This is a genomic window from Flavicella sp. IMCC45537 (genome assembly GCF_057197705.1).
Map to the genome: position 1 here is coordinate 1332780 of NZ_CM170067.1, position 21204 is coordinate 1353983.

The 21204-nt window shown below is 33.1% G+C and carries 10 protein-coding genes; 1 reads left to right on the top strand and 9 read right to left on the bottom strand.

The features are described 5' to 3' along the window. Positions 1–14 precede the first annotated feature (14 nt). The 8 genes from AC2DGP_RS05980 to AC2DGP_RS06015 all read right to left on the bottom strand — a co-directional run bounded on the left by AC2DGP_RS05980 (position 15) and on the right by AC2DGP_RS06015 (position 17934). Positions 15–1661: a sulfatase gene (locus AC2DGP_RS05980; RefSeq protein ID WP_484492101.1), complete on the bottom strand. Its 1647-nt coding sequence runs from the start codon at positions 1659–1661 to the stop codon at positions 15–17. A gap of 122 nt (positions 1662–1783) precedes the next feature. Continuing rightward, entirely contained in the window at positions 1784–3109 is a 1326-nt protein-coding gene (locus AC2DGP_RS05985) for a sulfatase family protein (RefSeq protein ID WP_484492102.1), read from the bottom strand. 23 nt (positions 3110–3132) lie between these two features. Next, complete coding sequence (locus AC2DGP_RS05990) at positions 3133–4443, bottom strand: BNR-4 repeat-containing protein (protein WP_484492103.1); 1311 nt, start codon at positions 4441–4443, stop codon at positions 3133–3135. A gap of 101 nt (positions 4444–4544) precedes the next feature. Further along, entirely contained in the window at positions 4545–8048 is a 3504-nt protein-coding gene (locus AC2DGP_RS05995; RefSeq protein ID WP_484492104.1) for a glycosyl hydrolase, read from the bottom strand. A gap of 10 nt (positions 8049–8058) precedes the next feature. Beyond that, positions 8059–10404, bottom strand: a complete 2346-nt coding sequence (locus AC2DGP_RS06000) for a glycoside hydrolase family 78 protein (protein ID WP_484492105.1) — start codon at positions 10402–10404, stop codon at positions 8059–8061. 13 nt (positions 10405–10417) lie between these two features. Beyond that, entirely contained in the window at positions 10418–11908 is a 1491-nt protein-coding gene (locus tag AC2DGP_RS06005; protein ID WP_484492106.1) for a sulfatase, read from the bottom strand. A gap of 325 nt (positions 11909–12233) precedes the next feature. After that, entirely contained in the window at positions 12234–16289 is a 4056-nt protein-coding gene (locus AC2DGP_RS06010) for a hybrid sensor histidine kinase/response regulator (protein ID WP_484492107.1), read from the bottom strand. Between the two features lie 199 nt (positions 16290–16488). Next, positions 16489–17934: a T9SS type A sorting domain-containing protein gene (locus AC2DGP_RS06015; protein WP_484492108.1), complete on the bottom strand. Its 1446-nt coding sequence runs from the start codon at positions 17932–17934 to the stop codon at positions 16489–16491. Positions 17935–18291: 357 nt separating this feature from the next. Here AC2DGP_RS06015 and AC2DGP_RS06020 point away from each other — a divergent pair, with 357 nt between their 5' ends. After that, a complete protein-coding gene (locus tag AC2DGP_RS06020; protein WP_484492109.1) occupies positions 18292–19239 on the top strand; it encodes a hypothetical protein in 948 nt (315 codons plus the stop codon). A gap of 414 nt (positions 19240–19653) precedes the next feature. Here AC2DGP_RS06020 and AC2DGP_RS06025 read toward each other — a convergent pair whose 3' ends face one another. Next, positions 19654–20709 (bottom strand): GntR family transcriptional regulator, encoded by a 1056-nt coding sequence (locus tag AC2DGP_RS06025; protein ID WP_484492110.1) that lies wholly within the window; start codon positions 20707–20709, stop codon positions 19654–19656. Positions 20710–21204 lie beyond the last annotated feature (495 nt).

Genomic DNA, 21204 nt, shown 5'->3' on the forward strand with positions numbered 1-21204 from the left:
TTCTTAAATTATAATTATTTATATTTCTTAACTCCATTCTTTTTAGGATAAGCTACTTTTTCTCCATTTTTAGCCCAAGTTCCAGTTGGGGCATTTCTTTTTACTAGCCACTTACGTAATTTTTTATTCATTAGCAGAGCTACCTCAATAGTCTCTTTGTTAGGATTACCATTCAAAAGATTGATGGTTTCACCAATATCATTACTTAGGTTATATAATTCGTAAGAATCATCTTCATAACGATAGAACAATTTATAATGCTGCTTGTTAGAATGTCTATAATGCATTACTGATTGAGGCATATTACGCACGTCCATATATCCAGGAAAATGCCAATACAATTCGTTTTTACCATCAAGTGCGTCAGTTTCTTCTTTTAATACAGAAGCAACTGATTTGCCATCTATTTCGTGATTTTTAGGATCTGGTAGTTTGGCTCCAGCAATTTCCGCGAGTGTAGGATAAAAGTCAATGGCGTGAACTTCTTGAGTGGAATTTACAGTATTTGGCTTCACAACTCCTGGATATCTAAAAATTAAGGGTACACGAACTCCTCCTTCGTAATAGGTTCCTTTTCTTAAACGCAATGGGGTATTATCAGTAGGCCCCATAAAACCACCATTGTCAGAATAGAAAACTACCAAAGTGTTTTCGTCTATTCCATCTGTTGTATCACCATCACCATTAGGATCTTCTAATGCATTTAAAATACGTCCAACTGTTTGATCTAAAAGTTCTACAAAAGCAGCATAATCAGCACGAGTATGACGCGAATCCTGAGATGTTATCGCATTGTATTTAGCCTCTAAATCAACACGTGGGAGTATACTAACATGCACTGCATGAAAAGGAATATAGGCAAAAAATGGCGCATCTTTTTGCGATCTATCTTTTACATAATCTACAACTGCATCTCCCAAAGCATCGGTAAGGTGCTTAGGTGTACCTTCTAACAAACTAGGATCATTTCCATTTTTCAAAGGCTCTAATACATTTTTAATATAAATAGAATCATAAGGCTTTGCATATGGTTTTAATTCTTCATGACTAAAAATCCAACCTTTGTTATCATCATTCTGAGCAAAAAACTCATTTTTTACGTTTACGCCATTTACAACTGCTTTTGTTTCTTTTCGAAGTGCTAAATTATAATCAATACCTACATATGTTTCGGCATGCTTTTCCTTTTTAATAGCATGTAATTTTCCAAACCATGCAGTATGATAACCAACTGTCTTTAAAGTTTCGAACATGGAAACACATTGTTCTTTCAAATAATTATTCTGAGTATGCGGAACAATAGGTGTGACAGCTCCTTTTGAAGCTCGATTAAGACTTCCCACATTATAAATGCCGTTTTGAGAACCTGTTGCATATTGACCAGTAAGCAATGCAGCTCGAGTAGGTTGACAGTTTTGTTGTGTATAGGCATAAGTAAATGACATCCCTTGCTCTGCTAGTTTATCTATATTAGGACTTTCGTAATATTTAGACCCATTTCCCAAACTAGTATTAGATGAACTAATATCAGTCCAACCTAAATCATCTGCCATGATAAAAATGATGTTCGGCTTTCTTTTTTTCTGAATTTGACTTTTTACGCTTGTTGAAAATAAAAAAACAAACATTAAACAAGTTCTTATGGATATACTATTTTTCATTTTTAATACTTATGAATTTTAGAAGTTTTTTTAAAAAAAATATATAAGTGTCCAACTCCTCTGATTTTTGAAAACTGTGACTCCATACATTTCGACTGAATATTTCTTTATTACAATTTGAATTATTTCGCTCTAAATGCATTGATTTTTGCGATTAAATCCTCTACAACTTTTGGATGACTTTCTGCAATATTATTTTTTTCAAAAGGATCATTATCAATATCAAACAATTGTACAACTTCTCCTTTCTTTCTTACAGGATCTGGAACGATAACTTTATAGGGAGGAAAAATAGCCATATTGTAATACATGCTATTCTCTATGGTATCAAAGTCATGTGCATATACTTCGCCAAAAACTCCTTTACGCTCAGTAAGTGCTTTTTGATCCAAAACACTTACTCCAGGTAAGTTTTCTGGTTTTTTAATACCTAAAACATCTAATACTGTGGGTACCATATCTATACTACTAGAAATAGTTGAATTGTCCATTTTAGGAGTTATTTTCCCTTTCCACTTGTACATAATTGGGGTACGAATTCCCATGTCGTATGGAGCACGCTTAGAATGCTTTAAATACCCTTCTTCTTCGGGATTTTGCGCCCAACCATTATCACACACATATACGAACAATGTATTTTCGGTTAAGCCTTTTTCTTCAAACAAATCAAATAACTGACCACAAGTTTCATCAAACCACTCGCACATAGCCCAATATTTAGCTAATGATTGAGAATCTGTTTTTTTCAAATATTTATCTAATAAACGTTGCGGTGGATTGTGAGGCCTGTGAGGTAAGAAAGGTGCATACCATAAAAAAAATGGTTTCTTTTCTTTTGCAGCCAAGTCTATATAGTTGTGAATTGTGTCTAATCCTGTTCTTCCTATTTTTAGACCATAATCTCCATGACGACCACCTCTTTTAGGGTCTCCATGAGTCATTCCATAATCAAATCCACCTATCTTATGATTTCCATGCCACCATTTTCCTGTTTGAAACGATAGGTATCCTTTTTCTTTTAATATATCTGGAAGTGTTGTTTGCTTTTCAAAAGCCTCAATAACGGGTTTGTATGCTTTTGCTCTATTTGCTTTACGATTCCCATTCCTATCATAAACCTTATCATTTCCAATGATTCCGTGATCTTTAGGATACAACCCCGTAATTATTGTTGCTAAAGAGGGAGAACATAAAGGTGTTGGCACGTACGCTTTCTTAAACGTTAAACTCTCCGAAGCAAACTGATCTAATCTAGGAGTTTCTATGTTTTTATCACCCATAAAACCATAATCTGTCCATGATTGATCATCGGATAAAATGAATACGATATTTGGTGGGTTTTGTGTTTTGGTTGTCGAACTATCTGCCACTTTTTTAACTCCCTTACCACAAGAAATTAAAATACTCAATGTATATATCCCTAAAGATAGTTTTTTAATAATTTTCATTTTGGTTTTTATTTATTGATTATCTATTTTTTAATATCACTTTCTTTTTTAAGACGTTGAATTGGTCCATTATCCCCTAAGAGATACATTTTCTTAAAATCTGAGCCTTCTTCCTTTTCACCTACAATTATTCTTGCATCTGGATGCGGGTTATCGATTAAAGCAGAAATCACAAATCCAGCATCTTTTCTACTTAAAAGAACATTGCTCTTTTTAAACGATTTTCCTCCATCAGAGCTATCCCATCTACTTATTTCTCCAACATCATTATCACCTGCATGTTCTAGATATACGCTAACTTCTTTTGCAGATTTCACTTCTAAATCTCCATTACCTCTTGGAATATCTGTATTCTTACTTTGTAACCACTCTTTTCCATCCCATCTAAAAAGTTGCAAACGTTTAGGACCACTTCTTTTTTTACCAACATCAGGTCCAACCAATACACCAATATGTGGATTTCCATCAGGGTCCAAATCAGTTATACCTTGAAAAGTCCAATCCTCAGATATCGAGCTTACCAATGTTTTTTGATCTGCTATTTCTTTGATTAAAGGCATTTCTAAAAGTTCATTTTTAACATTTCTCCATTCCCCTATTTTGGTGTCAAAAACCATGTAATACAAATTATGTCTTTCTGGGATATGACCTCTTGAATCTTGTCCGTTTTTGCTATCTCTACAAATATGATAATCAAATGCTACAATAATCTCGTCTCCATTACCTTTAGAAATCCATGGATACCATGAATCTTCAGCTTCTATTTCTGTTCTTCTTTTATGCTTTAAAAAGGAAACGGGCTCTCCAAATATTTTACCATTATCAGTTGATTTTTGATACACCCAATTACTTCTATGGGCACCATGACGATAAAACAAATAGATATCACCATTATCCATTTTCACAAACTGACTGTAAGTACCGAATAACGAAATATTATCTAGAGTTTCCCACTCTGAGATATCCAAAGGTTTTTTAGAAACTGCGTGTAAGTTTTTTCCATAATGATGATTTCCTAATGGATTTTCACCATCATTAGGTGTTCCTCCATGTCCTCCAAATGCAATATGAATATATCCTGCATCATCTATGAGCAATGCTGGTTTCCCATGGTTGTCAATCTTTTTCTTTCGATTTGGGTCTTTACCCATTTCACTAGCACCTGCCTTAAATGGTCCTTTCCATTCTTTGGTATTATGGTTATAAGAAGCGACATACGGGTCTTCTAATGTTCCTTGGTAAGCAACGTAAGTAATGCCTTTATGATAAACCCCTGAAGGATGTTGTACAATTGCGACTGCATTACCAAAGCCATTATCGGCAAAGTAATCCACTTTTTCATTGTTTTCAGATGTTACTTGTTGTTTGTTAGGTTTCGTTATACAACCCAACAAACAAAAAAACATTAAAAGATATAAACAAACATATTTAATCATCAGTTCTCTAGCTTTACAGTTTCAAAAAATATCACTTTTACCGGACCTAACAGTCCTGAACTTAACGGATCGTCCTCCTTATGCCAATGTTTCCAAGAAGCAAACGTTTGTCTTTTAGACTCTCGTGATTTAGGTTTTGACAACCATTCTGGAAGTGCCTTGATTTTATTGCCTCTTCGTGAGTAATCTATAGATTGCTGTTCGTCTCCAATCAATCGATTGGGCCATAAATTGGTCACTTTAACTTCAAGTGTGTTCTGTCCTTTGTTCACAAATTCATCAATAGGAATTCTAAAAGGAGCTTTCCATAAAACACCTGCACTTTTACCGTTGATTATTACTTCAGCAATGATGGATACACTTCCTAGATCTAGGGCTATCTTTTTATTCGATTGAAGCATTTCTTCTGACAATACAAAATCTTTTTTATAGGATGCAGTTCCAGAAAAATATTGAACAGCCTCATCTTTGGCTTCTGTCCAAGATATCAAATTAGGAAAGGTTTCTTTTTTTGAAGTTTCTGAGGTTATTGGAAAAGAAACTTCCCAAGTACCTGATAGCTCCATTGGTCGCGGAACGGATATCACTTCCTCTGTTTTTGTTACTCCCGTTGCTAACGTATAATTTACTTTACCAACATAAGGTGTTGTCCAGTATATTCCATCATTTTCAAATTCTAATTCAGGTTTTAATGCATCTTTTGATAATTTTAAACGATGTCCTTTGGGAATAAATACAGTGCGTTCTTCTCCATCAGTTTTGTAGGTAATTTTTAAAACGGTTTTATCGCCTTGTGGAATGTTATTATCGATCAATCGATTAGACACCAAGATATCATATGTTCCTGAGCTTACTAGGTTTTGAATTCTATCAGTAACATCAAAAGTTTTATAATACTGAGGAATACCGGTGGTTTCTCCTTTAAACTTACCAAATACTGCCTTTAAAACTTTTAGCGATTTATTTCCTGCATCAATATGAATATGCTCTCGTTCTTCGGCATAAATCTGCTTTTTAACATCACCAATTTGGTACTCCATCCTGAACTCTTTTTTATAGCCCATTGCAGGATCGCAATCACAAAACGCCCTACTCATTTTAAAATCTAAAGTTCCGTTATTGATAGCATCATTCACTTTATCCGTAATGTCTATTAAGCCTTCTTGTAAAAAGGTACCATACGCTGCTTTTACAATTTCTAAGTTAGAAAGAGGTTCAATTGCAGTAGGTTCTAGTTTTGTAAAAACTTCCACTAAGTGGTTTGGATTCACAGGCTTTTTAAACACTACAAAAACCGATTCTTCCATGCCTAATTGCAAAGTCACTGAAGTTGTTTCATCGTCATTTTCTTTAAAAACGACAGCATCTCTTATACTGCCATTTTCAGAATTCCAGAGTTCAGGCTGTTTTCCTGTTACTCGAAAACGAGCGTTAATTTTTCTGGCTTCTTTTCTGGCATTCGCAATAAAATAAATATCAGCATCAGTTGTCTTTCTATGGATAAAACTCAAATCTGTTTTATCACTAGATTCAAGTATAAAATCGGGTGTTTTATTTTTTAAAGCTTCTTCAATCGACAGTTCTTTTACCAACCCTTTTGTCCATAAGGAATCAACACGCATTTTAACGCTAACATCACAATTTGGATAATTAGTTAAACTTGGCGATTGTAACGGTTTTTTTCCAATAACATTTGCGCCTCCATTGACTAACTCTTCTATTTTTTTTAGAGTTTCTGGTTTGATAAAATCTGATTCTGGTAATACCAAAAGCTTGTATGTATTTCCAACAGCCGAATAAATCGTCCCGTTTTTAACGGTTAAGTCTTTTAATTTATTTGCTCCAATCAAATCATAATCAAAACCCATGGATTTAATTTCTGGTTTTATAAAGCCTGTATTTGGTGATGACTCTCCTGTAAACACCAAAACATCGGCAACATTTTTTCCTTGTTGTAATAAATATTGAGAGCGCGCTAGATAATCCATATATCCTTTGCTTTGTCTCCACCAAGTGTTTAAACGGTTAAAATCAAAACCATGATAACTTAAAGCTAAACCAGGAGCTACATCCCAAGGTTGGTGCACATATGTATGAAAAATGAATCGTGTAATACCTTCTGCCCAAGCTCTATCTCCAATTGATTTTATGTTAGCCGGGTGTTTGTCCCAACCACCAATTCCTGTAAAAGACTCTGCACCTACAATCGCACTACCATTTAAGTGTGCTATGGAAGACACAAATTTTGGTGAATCGAAAAACGGATAACCTCCACTCCAAAATTCACACATAACGATATCGCCCTGAGCACCAACTTGCATATTATCAAAAGGTCCCCAATAAGGTTCAACAGAAAATCGCATACCGTTTTTATGACATAGTTCTCCAAAATGAGCATAATAATTCTCTGCTATTAAGTCACCAATAGTTCTTCTAAAATCCCAAAGAAATCTTTCTGATACCGCTCCACTATCCACATAGTATCCTGCTAAGGTTGGTAAATATGACGTTAAGCTATAACCTCTTAAACTGTTAAACTGGTTGTCGAATCCCTTAGTCCAATTGGTAGTTTCTACCTCGTAACTATCAATTAAACAATTATTCACTGTGGTACCGACTAAATCTCCTAATTTGTCAATAATTGGTTGTACACCCGATTTCCAATAAGCATCTACCGCTATTTTGCTCATTTTATCTACCTCTAAGCCTTTCGCTTCTGGAGGTGCAGGTCTATTCGTCGTTCCTATTGGAGTATGTCCTAGACGTAGAATAATCCATTCACCTTTTGGAACATTCCATTTTAAAATTCCTTCTTTACTACACTTAGAAGTAACATCAATAATACTTTCTTTATTTATGATGGCATCAGCAGGTATTTGCTTCATGTTTGGTAGCAAATGATTTCTGATTCTATCGGACAATGTTTTATAATCTAATCCATCTATTTTTATATGTTGTTTGGGTTTTGGAAAGGCCAAAACAACGATGTCTCTATAATAATCAAATTTGGTTTTAGGTTTTGGTATATTTAGTTGGATTGTTTCCCCCCCTTTAACAGTAAGTTCGCTAAACACCACTGTTTGCATTGCATATTCTTCAGTAACCCAAGGCCCTCCAGAAGACGACCAACCTGCGCTGTTATGAAATGCCATTTCTAAGCCCAAACGCTGCGCTTCTTCAGCAGAAAACTTAAATAAATCTAACCATTCTTCGCTTAAATATTTTACTGGCCCTTGCGGAAAACCTAAATGTACATTGAATAATTGAGCCTCTTGAATACCTACTGCTTTCATCGCTTCTAAATCTTTGGTGATACCTGATTTAGAGACATTACCGCTAATCCAATGCCACCAAGTTCTCGCTTTGGCTTCGTTTGGCGGGTTTTTAAATCCTTGTTCAAGATTAGTAATATCACTGAAACCCTGCTTCGGATTTTCTTTTTCACAAGCAATCAATATTAAAATAAAACTGCAAACACAAACTAAAATTTTATTTTTTTTCATAAACGAAACTTTACTTTTTGGAAACATTTTTTTTCATTGGTTTATTACTGGTTACTTTTAAATTATCAAAAAGATTAGGATGATATGAACTTCCTAACGAAACATAACCACTAGTAATAACATGCGTTGCCTTTGAAATTGATTCATTATCTACAAAAACCTCAACATCTTTGTCTTGAAACTTTATTTTTATCTGATGCCAAATGTTACCATCAAAGCCAATTATAGTTCCTTTCGATAAAGTTTTCTTGTTATGTAGTAACTTCCAGCTACCACTCTTTTCTATCATAAATCTATAACCGTTCAAAAAACTCCCTTTTACACGTCCTCCTATTTCTACATTTCCACCTGCTATAAAAACATCTGTACTACAGGTAAAGTCTCTCCAATTTACATCGCCAATTAACGTATGTGGTTTTATGTTAGGCCTTCTATAGATTCGCATCCAATCATATCCAGCTTCAGGTGCAATTTGTTTCAAACAATGAGTTCCATTTTCTTTTAAAGCGATTTCAAAACTCCCTTTTTGATCTGAATGATATTTTGGTAAATCACCCACTTTTCTGTCTTCATACTCTTCTTTATACGGAAATGGAAATGCTTTAGACTTAGGAATTTCATAGATTCCTTTTTGTTGGCCTATAGTTGTTGTTAAAGAATAAATGCTTTTAGAGTCAAGTTGTATTGTAAATGACCTTTTTCTAGGGGTGATATTTGCCAGTTCTACAAATTGATTAACTCGATCAGATTTCCAAACATACACCTTTTCATGCGCCAACCCTTTTTTAATGTTTACTTTTAATGTTTCTTCATTTTCAGTACAAATAATCATACTCCAATTGGCAGTATTTATATCTTTTAAAGTCACAACACTTCCTTTATAGGTTGATGCGTCAAACAATCCACAAGCTTCGTCTAAATATTGCCAATTTTCTGCTGTTGCAAATTGTGTTGTATGGGCTGTAGCCCAAATTGTTGGCCAAACTTCATAATAACCACTCCAAGGCTCATTCGCTTTCATAGCACCTGCTTTATCCCAAGTTACAGATTTGTATATAGAACCAATTGGTGCCCAAATAAGTGTTTTTGTAATTTGATCTCGAATGTAAAATTTATTGTACAATCGTGCTAAGTTTAAGGCTCCTGCCCCGCCCCAATCTTTGCCTGTCCAGCTCCAATCTTCACTTGCCCAAAGTGGTTTTCCTGATTCTTTTGCTTTTACAGTTGTCGGTCGACCACGACCATCAACCATATCATCCGTAAATTCTCTTCCTGTTACGTAATGATAACCTACAGCTTCTATCACTTTGTCAAACTCCTTGTCTTTTTCAAAATCATCGAATATTTTCCAATCTCCACTGTTATCATCAGGTCCTTGAATTTTTACATTTTGATAACCTCGAGCGTCTAAAGTAGGTCTCATATGGTCTACCAACCAATTGCTATCTGTACCATTTTCGTTTTCCGCAGCTGCCACCCAATCTATGTCTAAATCCCAATGCTTTTTGGCAACATCTAAAAAAGCGACAAAATAATCAGCAGATTCTTGAGAGTAAATATTTGGTTTTAACCAACCTGGAAAACTCCAAGGAAGGTATTCCAGAATCATATTGGAGTTTCTGTTTTTGGCTTCTTTCATCAACCAAAATTCATAGCCTCTAGAAACTGGTTTTTTCAATTCTTCCTTTGTAAAAGCATGTGAGGGTTCAGCCCCACAAGTAGAATTTTCTCCTCCACCCATTTCAACTTTTAAATGTTGAAAAGCAGCTCCAAATTTTGGTTTGAACAAAAGATCTAAAATTTGACTTCTAACAGGATCTATATAATCATATAATAAATCTGTAGAAGCACCAGCACTCACCGCACCAATTCCTTCAAATATTCTACCTTCATTTTTACCGTCAATATCGATTTTAGTAATTCCTGCTCTAGTTTTAGAAAAAACGTTAGGTTGAAAAGCTTTTTCAGGATTTTTTATTTCTCCCATTTCAAACCAAGTTACCTCACTATGGGAGGCACCTCGATTGTTTCCCCAAATAATAACCTTCCAGTATACACGTTGTCCGTTTTTTAAAGGTTCTCCTGAATATTGTATGCCACTAGATTGTGATGAACTTGTTGGGCCTGAATCCCAAAGGTCTGGATATTTTAATTTTTCGGGAGCAGTTGCCATCATAATTCTATACCCTCCTTGTTTTGGACTTTTTGTATCACCTATAAATGTCCAACTAAAATGAGGTTTATTGATAGTTATCCCCGTTGGAGTAGTTTTTGATTCGCACTTTAAATCCTTCTGAGAAAAAGAGTTATTTCCTAAAAACAAACACAAAAAGAGTATGACATGAAACTTTTTCATTTCACAAAGGATATTAATTTTCAACTTCATTTTTCATCCGCTTTTTCTGCTCAACAAAATAAGGTTGAAACGTATAGTTAGAATTTTCATACCACGGAACATTTGTATAAGGTAAATGCTCTTTTATGCGTTGTATAATCTTATCGTATTTTTTATCATGGATTTTATTGTACCACTCGTTGGGGTCGATAGAGTGATCATAGAACTCTTCTTTCCCGTCTTCGTATTGAATATAACGGTACCCATCTATTTTAACAGCATGATTCTTCCTACCATATGTCGTTAATGCATAACCCTGATTTTCCGGATACGAAGTACCCATAGTTTTCAAGAGACTCTCCCCTTCATTTCTATTGTATCTAGGTAATTTACATAAATCTAGTAGTGTTGGATAAATAGATAACATCTCCACAGGAGCGGTTACTTTTTTATTTTTTGGAATATTTGGACCTGCCAACATCAATGGTGCTTTCGTAGCTGTTTCCCATAATGCATGTTTGGCAAATGTTCCTTTTTCACCTAATCTATAACCATGGTCAGACCATAAAACAATAATCGTATTATCAGCATGTTCACTTTTTTCAAGCGAATCCAACACCCTTCCTAATTCATAATCTACATAGCTCATACATGCCATATAAGCTTGTATGATTTTTTTCCACTCTCCGCTAGATTTCGCCCATTCTGTAGATGGCATCATAGGCAAATCATTTATTTTTAATCCCACAGGTGGAATATCATCTAAATCTTCTTTTAAATACGGAGGTGTTTGTATCGATTCAATCGGGTGCATATCGAACCATTTTTGAGGCACATACAAAGGAACATGAACACGTAAAAAACCAAGCCCCATAAAAAAAGGCTTGTCATATGTTCTTTGTAATCGTTCTATCACCCAATCGACAGATTGATGATCTGGCATTAACGTATCATTTTCTGGAAATGCCCCCCAATCAGTACTTGTTCTTCCATGTGTTCCTCGCACACCCTTTCCATAACCATCCCACACAAACCTTTTTTTAGGGTAAGGACCAAACCCCTTTACTCTACCACCAGATTCGTCAAAAACTCCCGTTGGTGCGTGAATGTGAAAAAGTTTTCCGATTCCCATAGTATGATAACCATGTTGTTTAAAATATTCCGGTAAAAAAATAATATCTTTAGTAGAAGCATTCTGCTCGTTTCTTATTTTATCATCCGGAGTCATTCCATAGATACCCGTAGTTGAAGGTCGCAAACCTGTCATAATAGATGCTCTAGAAGGTCCACATAAAGGCGCTTGAACATGGGCATTTGTAAAGGTTACTCCTTTTTTTGCCAAACGATCAAAATTTGGTGTAACTGGATGGGAAATATTATCAATACAACTAATCCAATTATTTAAATCATCAACTGCAATAAACAAAACATTAGGTTTTGAAATTTCAGACTTCGGTGACTGACCTTGTACATAATTTGAACAAGCTATTAGAACAATTATAAAAAAACTTTGAAACTTTTTCATGGCATTAAGTTAGATTATGTATGGCAGTAAATGTCCATATCAATGCATTCTCATCAAAATTGAAAATACAGACTTAAAAATACTTCTATACTTATATGCAGCTGTTATGTACTATATTGAGCGTCATAACTAATTCAATTTTAATCAAATCAAATAAATCATCAGAACACTAGTTAGAACAACTAATAAAAAAAGAAGTACCTGAAGGATGACGAGTTTTGTCTTCTTTGAATTCATATTACAAAATTACCATTCATAAACGAACCATATATCCAAAAGGGAGGTAGTAAAAGTCCAAATAGCGTAATAAATACAATTATTACTATTAGCTTTCTTTATAGAATTTATCTGTGTATTCGGTTGGTGTAAGTCCGTATTTCTTTTTAAAACATTGACTAAAATATTTTGGACGTTTGAAACCAACTTTGTATCCTACTTGAGATACATTTATTTTATTCTGTTCTAACAATTGCGCAGCTCTTTTCAATCGTATTTCACGGATAAATTCATTTGGAGTCATGTTTGACCAAGCTTTTATTTTTGTAAAAAGTAAAGATCTACTCACTCCCAATTCTGATACGAACATAGAAACATCAAAATCTTCATTAGAAATATTTGCTTCTACAACCTTAAAAGCTCTAGCTAACAACTCTTCGTCCTTAGAAGTTACTGCCACTTCACTAGGCACAAAGTGATCATCTCCAGAAAATTTATCTTTTAATCGAGACTTCAGTTCTAGAATGTTTTTTATGCGTAGTTTAAACTCTTTTAAGTTGAAAGGCTTACTTATATAATCGTCTGCACCACTTTCTAGTCCCTCAAATTTATAAATTAAAGAAGATCTAGAGGTCAACAATATAACCGGAATATGACTTGTATTGATATCTGATTTTATTTTAGCACATAATTCTGTACCCACCATTTCCGGCATCACAACATCGCTTACAATAAGATCTGGTTTTTTCTTTTGAGCCAAATCCAAAGCTACACGCCCATTTTCCGCTTCGAAAATAGTGTACTCATCCTTCAATAAATCCTTCATAAAAGTTCTCAAGGAAGTATTGTCTTCAACCAACAAAATGGAAAGCTCTTTTTTAGATTCTTTCAAATCGTTTATTTCTTGGTCTGTAACCGTTTCTAATACATCTAATTGTGTGACGTATTGACTTACATCATCACTTTTCACAAAAGAATCAGATACTTCATCTGGACTCAAATGTTCTTTCCCTAACGGTAACTTTACCGTAAACATTGCTCCCCCTTTAGCATTATTAGATACATTAATTGTACCATGATGAAGCTTTACTATATTGCTAGCAATGGATAATCCTATTCCTGTTCCTTTGTTGTAGTTCTTCTCAGGGTTATTGTGTATGGCTACTTCAAAGAATCGATCAAATATTTTGTCTAAGTGTTCTTCTGAAATACCTACTCCTGAATCTATAACTCTGATGATTATATTTTTAGATGTTTTCTTAATCTTTAGACTAATATCACCTCCTTCTGGAGTATAGCGAAACGCATTTGATATAAGATTATAGAATACACGTTCTAACTTATATCGATCGTAATAAACTAGTATTTCATCATTTGTTGTTTCAAAGTTATAGTTGTAATTACCTGTTTTCGCAAATTCAGAAAAAGACAAAAATATTTCACGTAAATATTTCACAATATTTCCTTCGGCAGTTTGAATATTTGCTTGATTGTTTTCTAACTTTCTAAAATCCATTAATCTGTTGATTAACCTCAACAAATGGTTCGAGCTACTTTCGATAACTCTTAATTTTTTATACATCGAATTTGAGCCAGAATAATCTTCCAAAATTTGTTGCAAGGGTCCTAAAATCAAAGTCAATGGAGTTCTAAACTCGTGCGAAATATTTGTAAAAAATTGTAGTTTAGTTGCATTGAGTTCTTTAACTCTCTCTCCTTCTAAATACTCCATATCCAGTTTGTGCTGTAACTTGGTTTTAGACTCCATTACAAGAAAAATTCCAATTAAACCGAGTGCAATTAGAATAGCATAGATTAAAAATGCCCACCAACTTCTCCAAGGTGCTGGTTTTACAGTAATAAACAAACTCGTGGCTTTATTGTTCCATACACCAAAATTATTGGCTCCTTTTACTTCAAAAATGTACTTACCAGGTGTTTGTAGTGTATAAAACACTTCTGTCTTACTCGTTGTATACCAAGTATCATCTAAACCTACCAATCGATATTTATAAGAATTACTCTGGGTGTTTATAAAACTTGGAATGGCATAATTAATAGAAAAATTGGCTTTGTCATAGCTCAAAGAAACCTTTTTAGTAAAAGATATATGTTTTGTTAACACCTCTTCTTTTTGTCCAATTTTAACTGATTTATTTTTTATTTTGAAATCAGACAAAACAACTTGAGGAGCATAGTTGTTTATTTTTATTTTTTTGGGATCTACCAGGGTAATTCCATTTTCTCCTCCAAAAATTAATTGAGAATTATTAATAACAATTCCGGAATTTGGTGTGTATTCATACAGATTTCTCAAACCTGTATTCGAATAAAAGGTAGCTTTATTTTTTTGAGTATTAAACTGAACAATACCTCGTTCACAACTCAACCACAAATCACCATTGCTATTTTGTAAAATTGTATTTACAGTTGTAATTGGATTTATAGAATCTAGAAAAACTCTTTCGAATTTTTTTCCATTAAATCTCTGAAGCCCTTTACTATTTGTACCTACCCAGATTGTGTTATTAGAATCTTCAAAAATTGACTTGATATTTCCACCAAATTCAATATCTACATCATAAGTAAAAAGATCATATTTGTACCCTTTTTTAAACTTTAGCATGTTAAGTTTTCCTAAACCACCTAACCATAGATTTCTTTTTCCATCAATATGAATAGTTTTTATAAAATCTGTTGACAAATACGGTTCTTGTCCAATATTTGTCCCATAGATCCTGTAACTTTTCAACCGATGATTATAGCGTATCAAGCCTTTTCCGAAAGTAGCAATCCAAAAAATATTTTTAGGACTTTCTTTGATGGAATATATACTTGTGTTTTTCAAATACGCAATAAGTCTATCTGAAATAACACCCTCTAATCTTTTATGAGTTTCTGCATCATATAAAAACACTCCATGATTCAAAACACCAACCCAAAGTTGTTTATCCTCTGAAAGATGCATGGATTGCACGGGATATTTTCTAGTTTCATTAGCTTCAGACACCTCAAAAACATCCAAAACTTTTAAATCTTTACTAACGAATGTAATATCACCACCTTCGGTTCCGATGTACAAGTTGGATGCTACATCAGAAACTATATCTGTGACAAAATTATTATCTAAATCATCATTTCTAAAATTTGTAAAATTTTCATTAGACGGATTCCAAACATTTACTCCACCACTATACATACCTAACCAAACAGAACCATTGTCATCTTTAAAAATAGATTTCACAAAATTACTACTCAAACTAGCAACATCTTTTCTACTAGATTTCAAATTATGAATTTCCCTGTCTTTTGTTAATATTATTACACCATGAGTCGTACCCATCCAGATGTTACCATCAGATGTTTTTTGTAGGACACGCACATCAGCAGTTGGTGATAATTTGGAATGAACTTCTTTTACAAATCTTTTTTTTATAGTATTGAAATACCAAAACCCATTGTATTTAGTAGCAACCCCAAGAACATTTTTTCTGATCTCAATAATATCTTGTATAAAAAATCCATTTTTTATTTCTGAACCTCTAGGCTTTCTGTACCTTTCAAATACAAAGTCATTATTTTCTCTACTTACATATCGAGCCAAACCTCGAGTTGTAGCCACCCAAATTTCATTACTAGAGTCAATAAAAATTCTTTGAATATTTCTATTGGGCAACCCTGTACTGCTATTTTTATCGACTCTGATATTTATGAATTTCTTAGTGATTTTACTATAAATAGAAATTCCTCTTGCTGTACCAAACCAAATTTCATCATTTGGCATCTCTTCCATACATATAATCACATTATTCACGATGGGATTCACCAAATCTTCACTATAATAGCGAGTAAAACTATTGGTTATGGGATTATACCGGTTCAAACCATTGTATGTCCCTACCCAAATATTTCCTTCAGAATCTTCTAATAAAGACAATATATCACTATTCGACAGACTATTAGCATCTTTGGGATTATTTAAAAACACCTCAAAACGATCTCCATTGTACTTATTTAGGCCATTTCTTGTTCCCAACCACATGTTCCCCAATTGATCTTGTTCAATCGCAATTACTGCATTATTAGAAAGACCATTTCCTACAGAAAATTTTGTAAAATGAAAATCATTTTTTTGAGCATATCCATGAAATTGAACAATGAACAAAAAAAGTATTAATAAATATCGATTCATAAAAACAATAAAAAAACAATGGGTTGAATATAACAAAAAGTATGACAACTTGTGAGTTAATCCCTGAATAAAAAAGCGACAAAAACTTTCTTTAATGCTTACTAATGGAAAAATCGCTCCAAAAAAAAGGCTATCTATGAATAGATAGCCTTAAAAAAATATTCCAATACTTTTAATTTATTACAATAACTTGAGCAGTATTGCCTAAATTTAAAATATAACTTCCTTTAGCCAAATTAGAAGCATCAATTGTCGTTCCATTTCCTTCTAAAACTTTAACACCTACTAACGAAATAATTTCCCAAGAACTAGGAGTTTCTAAAGTAAAAATTCCTGTTGCTGATGGGTTAGGATAAACTTTTGATATTGCATTAGTACTAGTCTCTTCAACTCCTGCAACACCGTTTCTTGTAAAAGTCATATAATCCCAACTTGGTCCACCTGCTGGAAATCTCGCATGTAAAACATAAGTACCTGCAGTTAAATTGACACTACTTTTTGAAAAATCGCCGAAAGTAAATGAATTTCCTGTTTCAGGTAAAGTTTCATTTATTATAGTTTCAACATTACTCAACGTAGTAGCATTTCTTAAAAACAATTGAAATGATTTACCCGCTTCAGCTCCATGTGCATAGTTAACAACAATTGTATACGGCCCATCAACATCTACATCAACTGTATATAATAAGTATTCTCCACCTACCACATCTTGAACATAATGACCTGTTCCACCAACCTTAATATCAACATCTGAACCACTTCTATGGTCAGAATCTTGAGCATTCCCAGCCGTAGAATCATTGTAGGTACCTGTTGTTACTGGAGTAGTATCAGAACTACTAGTATTCACACCATTATCGTTTCCTGCGCTTTTATCAAAATCTTCAAACTCAATTTTGCTAGCAACATCCAATGTCTCTCCAAGCTTTATTGCAGTACCTGAGAAAGGTAAACCAACATAATCGTCATTAGCCGCAACACCTGTTCTTTCAAAAGACATGTAGTCATAATTTGGTCCTGAAGCCGTAAATCTAGCATGCAATGCATAAGTTCCAGCAGTCAAATTTACATCTGTAACTGTATAATCTGCATAAGTTATTGAACTACCAGTATCTGGTAATCCAACATTCATTATTGTTGTTACATTACTCAGCGTATTTACATTTCTTAAAAATAATTGGAAACCTTTAGTCCCACCAGATCCTTGTCCGTAATTTACTTTAATTGTGTAAGGCCCAGCTTCTACAACCTCAATAGTATATATCATATAATCTGTATTTGCAGTATTATGAACTACAATACCAGTACCACCATCACTCATATCCACATCAGAACCACTTCTGTGAGTAGTATTACCCCCTTGATTTCCTGAAGTAGTATCACTGTAGGTACCTGTAACAGGTGGGATTGTACTTGTGCTTTGGGTATTAACACCTGCTGCCGCACTAGAAGTTTTGTCATAATCTTCAAATTCTACTTTTGTAACAACATTCAAAGTACCCCCTACTTGAATTGCAGACACAGGAAAATACTCTCCTACATACTGCGCATTACTTAACTGAGCAGCTAAAATAAAAGCACCCAATACAAATAAATTTTTGTGTAATTTTTTCGTCATAATTTATTGATTTTTAATTAATAAAAATAAAATTATCTAAATAGCATGAAGACACTGTGCTGACCTATTAGGTTATCCCATTGCATTTGCTCACTAATAACCAATCTATAAACAAATGATTATAAAAAAGGCTATCAAACAACTTATTTCTAATAAATTAAGCACTTCTTAAAAAGCATGAATAACATTTGGTATGGGTTCATATTGGCTTTTAGACCAAATTATAATCTATTATAGCTCTAAAACTTTGTTAAAACATCCATAAATCCCTCTTAAAAAACAGTTTAATCGGACACATCAGCACAGTTAAACTTTTCAATTAAATTAAATTTGAGATAATATAAAATAAGACATATTATGAAAGCAAAGAAATCATTTTTATCTCTTGGATATACTGTGGCATTGTTCACAGCAACCGCTTTAATCTCTTGTTCATCAGCTGAAGATAACATTAATATTGATGAAGAATTAGAAATCATTATTCCTGATCCTGAAGAAGAACCAGTAGATCCAAACTCTATAATCGTAAGTGATGAAGTTACCACTATTTCCATAGCATGTAGTGATGAGTTTAACAACCCTGATCGATATGGACCAGATTTGGAAAACGCTTCAAACGTTGGAAGTATTGACGATAGAAGTTGCTACTCAAACTACTCTGAAAATGTTATAGATGGTACTGCTTGGGGAGTTTACAATATAACAGATGGCTCAAACCAATTTGGGGGTACTTTACAACCAAGAATTGAAAGATATCATAGTAGAGCAAACAATGCAGTAGGAAATTATGTAAGATTTACTGGAACCGTTAGAATTCTTGAAACTGGAAAAACTTCTAGTTATGGTCAGGATGGTACCTATATTATGCAGGCAAAAGGGAAGCATAGTCTAGACGCAAATGGTGAACAACAAGGTTCTCCAGACCCTGCAATTTGTTTATACTTAGCAAAACCAGTTATGGCTATTGATGAAAATGGAATGGAATACCAAAAGTCTTTTAGAATTTACAGAGAGCAGATTAAATATCGTGGTGGTGAAGGATCAGGACGTGAAGTGGTATTTTTAACTGAAGTACAAAAAGGAGAAATTGTTGACATTACATTAGAAGTAGGTTTTAAAGCAGATCCTAATGATTCCTCAAAAAAGATTCATTATGCGGACGCAACCATTGGTGGTGAATCTTTTCCATTCGTAATTCCTGAACCAGAAAGAGGTTTACAATCTGGTATAAGATATGGTGCCTATAGAATTAAAGGAGGTAGAGCTCAAATCAGATGGGCAAATACTACTTATTTAAGAAAGTAATAATTAAGGCTTTATAAATTATAAAAACTCATTTATTTCCTCAGGGATATAAATGAGTTTTTTTGCACCCAATCATACCAATTCGGTACAAAATCAGAATGTTTTAAATAAGTTCTTCTTATTTATTTTTTATGTTCTATACACATCTCACAATTCCCCTTACACAAACTATTACAATATCCCTGATAAGTCCAAAATACACTTCCTTATTTGTTACATACTTTATACATAGACAAATAAAAGCGCATAAAAAAGCTGTCTAAAAATTTAGACAGCTTTTCAAAACCAACTCAACAACATATTCAAAAAACCAATGTTTCTTTTCTATTTTACCACAAATAGAACTGACACGAGTTACTACTATTTTTCCCTAACACCTTCTAATAACTTTACAACTAAAATCAGCAAGGTCTATTATGCAGATCTTCTATCGATAAAACTAAAAGGCGCTTTAATTTTAGTTTTTTTATGTTCATTAATTATTTCCGCTGCATTTTCCCCCATTTTGATAAAATCTGTTGAAACAACAGTAATACCCAATAAATCCTTTAATGATGTATCATTATAAGAAATAACACCAATATCTTTACCCATTTCAAGTTGACGGTTCCTTATTTTATGGATCAAATTTACAAGGTCACTTTCCTTTATCGTTATATAAAGTGTTTTCTTTTTAACTTTATTGGTATCATTAATTTCGTCTAGAATATCAAAATTCAAATTGTTGTGAATACAAAACTTTCTAACCCCTTGCATGATTCCATTTGGATAGGGATACAATGATTTTTCAGGAAACACTAAGACCAACTCATCATACTTTTTAACTTTATCAATTCCTGACGACAAAGCTTCATAGATATCATTTTCAAAATCTTGAAAAACTTCTGAAAAACTACCCTCAACATCATGCTTATCACTATCCATTACGATCAATTTATCCTTAGGTATCATATTCATTAATTCATTCACAGCTTGTGTAGAACTTGTATGTTTCAAATTTTCTGTTTTGAAATGTGGCATAATTACATAATAATCATAAGCAGATTTGTATTTTTTTAACAATTCTATAAATATAGATTCATCACAATGATAAACATGAAGATCAGTATGCGTATTTTCACCTAATCTTTCTCTAAATGAATTATAAATTTTCAATTTATATTCACTTAACTTATTTACTAAAAATAAAATATTGGTTTTAGAAATCAATTTAGTTTTCGCTATATAATTTCCTTTACCTTGTATTGAAACTATAATATTTCTTTCTTTTAAAATATTGTATGCTCTAGCTACAGTATCTCGTGATAAATAATACTCTACGCTGAGAGAATTAATTGAAGGAATTTTATCACCTGTAGTAATATTACCAACTGAAATATTTTTAACAATCGAATTAATTATTTGTAAATATTTCGGAATACTTGAATCATCGTCTATCGAAATAAACTTTAACATTTGTAAATCACACATAATAAAAGTAGTTTTAGTTTGGTTTAACTTTCTGATTACAAATTTAGATATTCAACGGAACCGAAAATCCTAATTAGGGTAACCAAAAATCTAAACAACTAAAAAACAATACTTTAAACATGTTTAACCTCATGATTTTTGACATAAAAAAAACTGTATTTTATTATTGATAGTTGTTTTTGCATCAATTAATCGTTCTCTCTAACCATTTTTTTTAACTACAATTTATTCTTCTAACTAGTTTTTAAACAGCATTATCACCAATAAAATCTTTCCAATAATTAATCATATTTTTCTCAAAATTTATGTTTTATTTTTAAGACTTAAACACTTTTTCACGAGTCATTTTCTTACAAACACATCAAGTATAAATAAGTTCAAAATTTTTATCAGCATACTTCTTGGTCACTTATCAAATATGTATTCTGTAATATTTTTATCGTTTATGTAAAGGTGATTTTTTGAGCTATAGGACAGCTACTACAACATATGAAC

Bases quoted from the DNA above. Each gene is read 5' to 3' on its own strand.
- AC2DGP_RS05980 (WP_484492101.1), bottom strand. From the start codon at position 1,661: ATGAAAAATAGTATATCCATAAGAACTTGTTTAATGTTTGTTTTTTTA.
- AC2DGP_RS05985 (WP_484492102.1), bottom strand. From the start codon at position 3,109: ATGAAAATTATTAAAAAACTATCTTTAGGGATATATACATTGAGTATT.
- AC2DGP_RS05995 (WP_484492104.1), bottom strand. From the start codon at position 8,048: ATGAAAAAAAATAAAATTTTAGTTTGTGTTTGCAGTTTTATTTTAATA.
- AC2DGP_RS06000 (WP_484492105.1), bottom strand. From the start codon at position 10,404: ATGAAAAAGTTTCATGTCATACTCTTTTTGTGTTTGTTTTTAGGAAAT.
- AC2DGP_RS06005 (WP_484492106.1), bottom strand. From the start codon at position 11,908: ATGAAAAAGTTTCAAAGTTTTTTTATAATTGTTCTAATAGCTTGTTCA.
- AC2DGP_RS06015 (WP_484492108.1), bottom strand. From the start codon at position 17,934: ATGACGAAAAAATTACACAAAAATTTATTTGTATTGGGTGCTTTTATT.
- AC2DGP_RS06020 (WP_484492109.1), top strand. From the start codon at position 18,292: ATGAAAGCAAAGAAATCATTTTTATCTCTTGGATATACTGTGGCATTG.
- AC2DGP_RS06025 (WP_484492110.1), bottom strand. From the start codon at position 20,709: ATGTGTGATTTACAAATGTTAAAGTTTATTTCGATAGACGATGATTCA.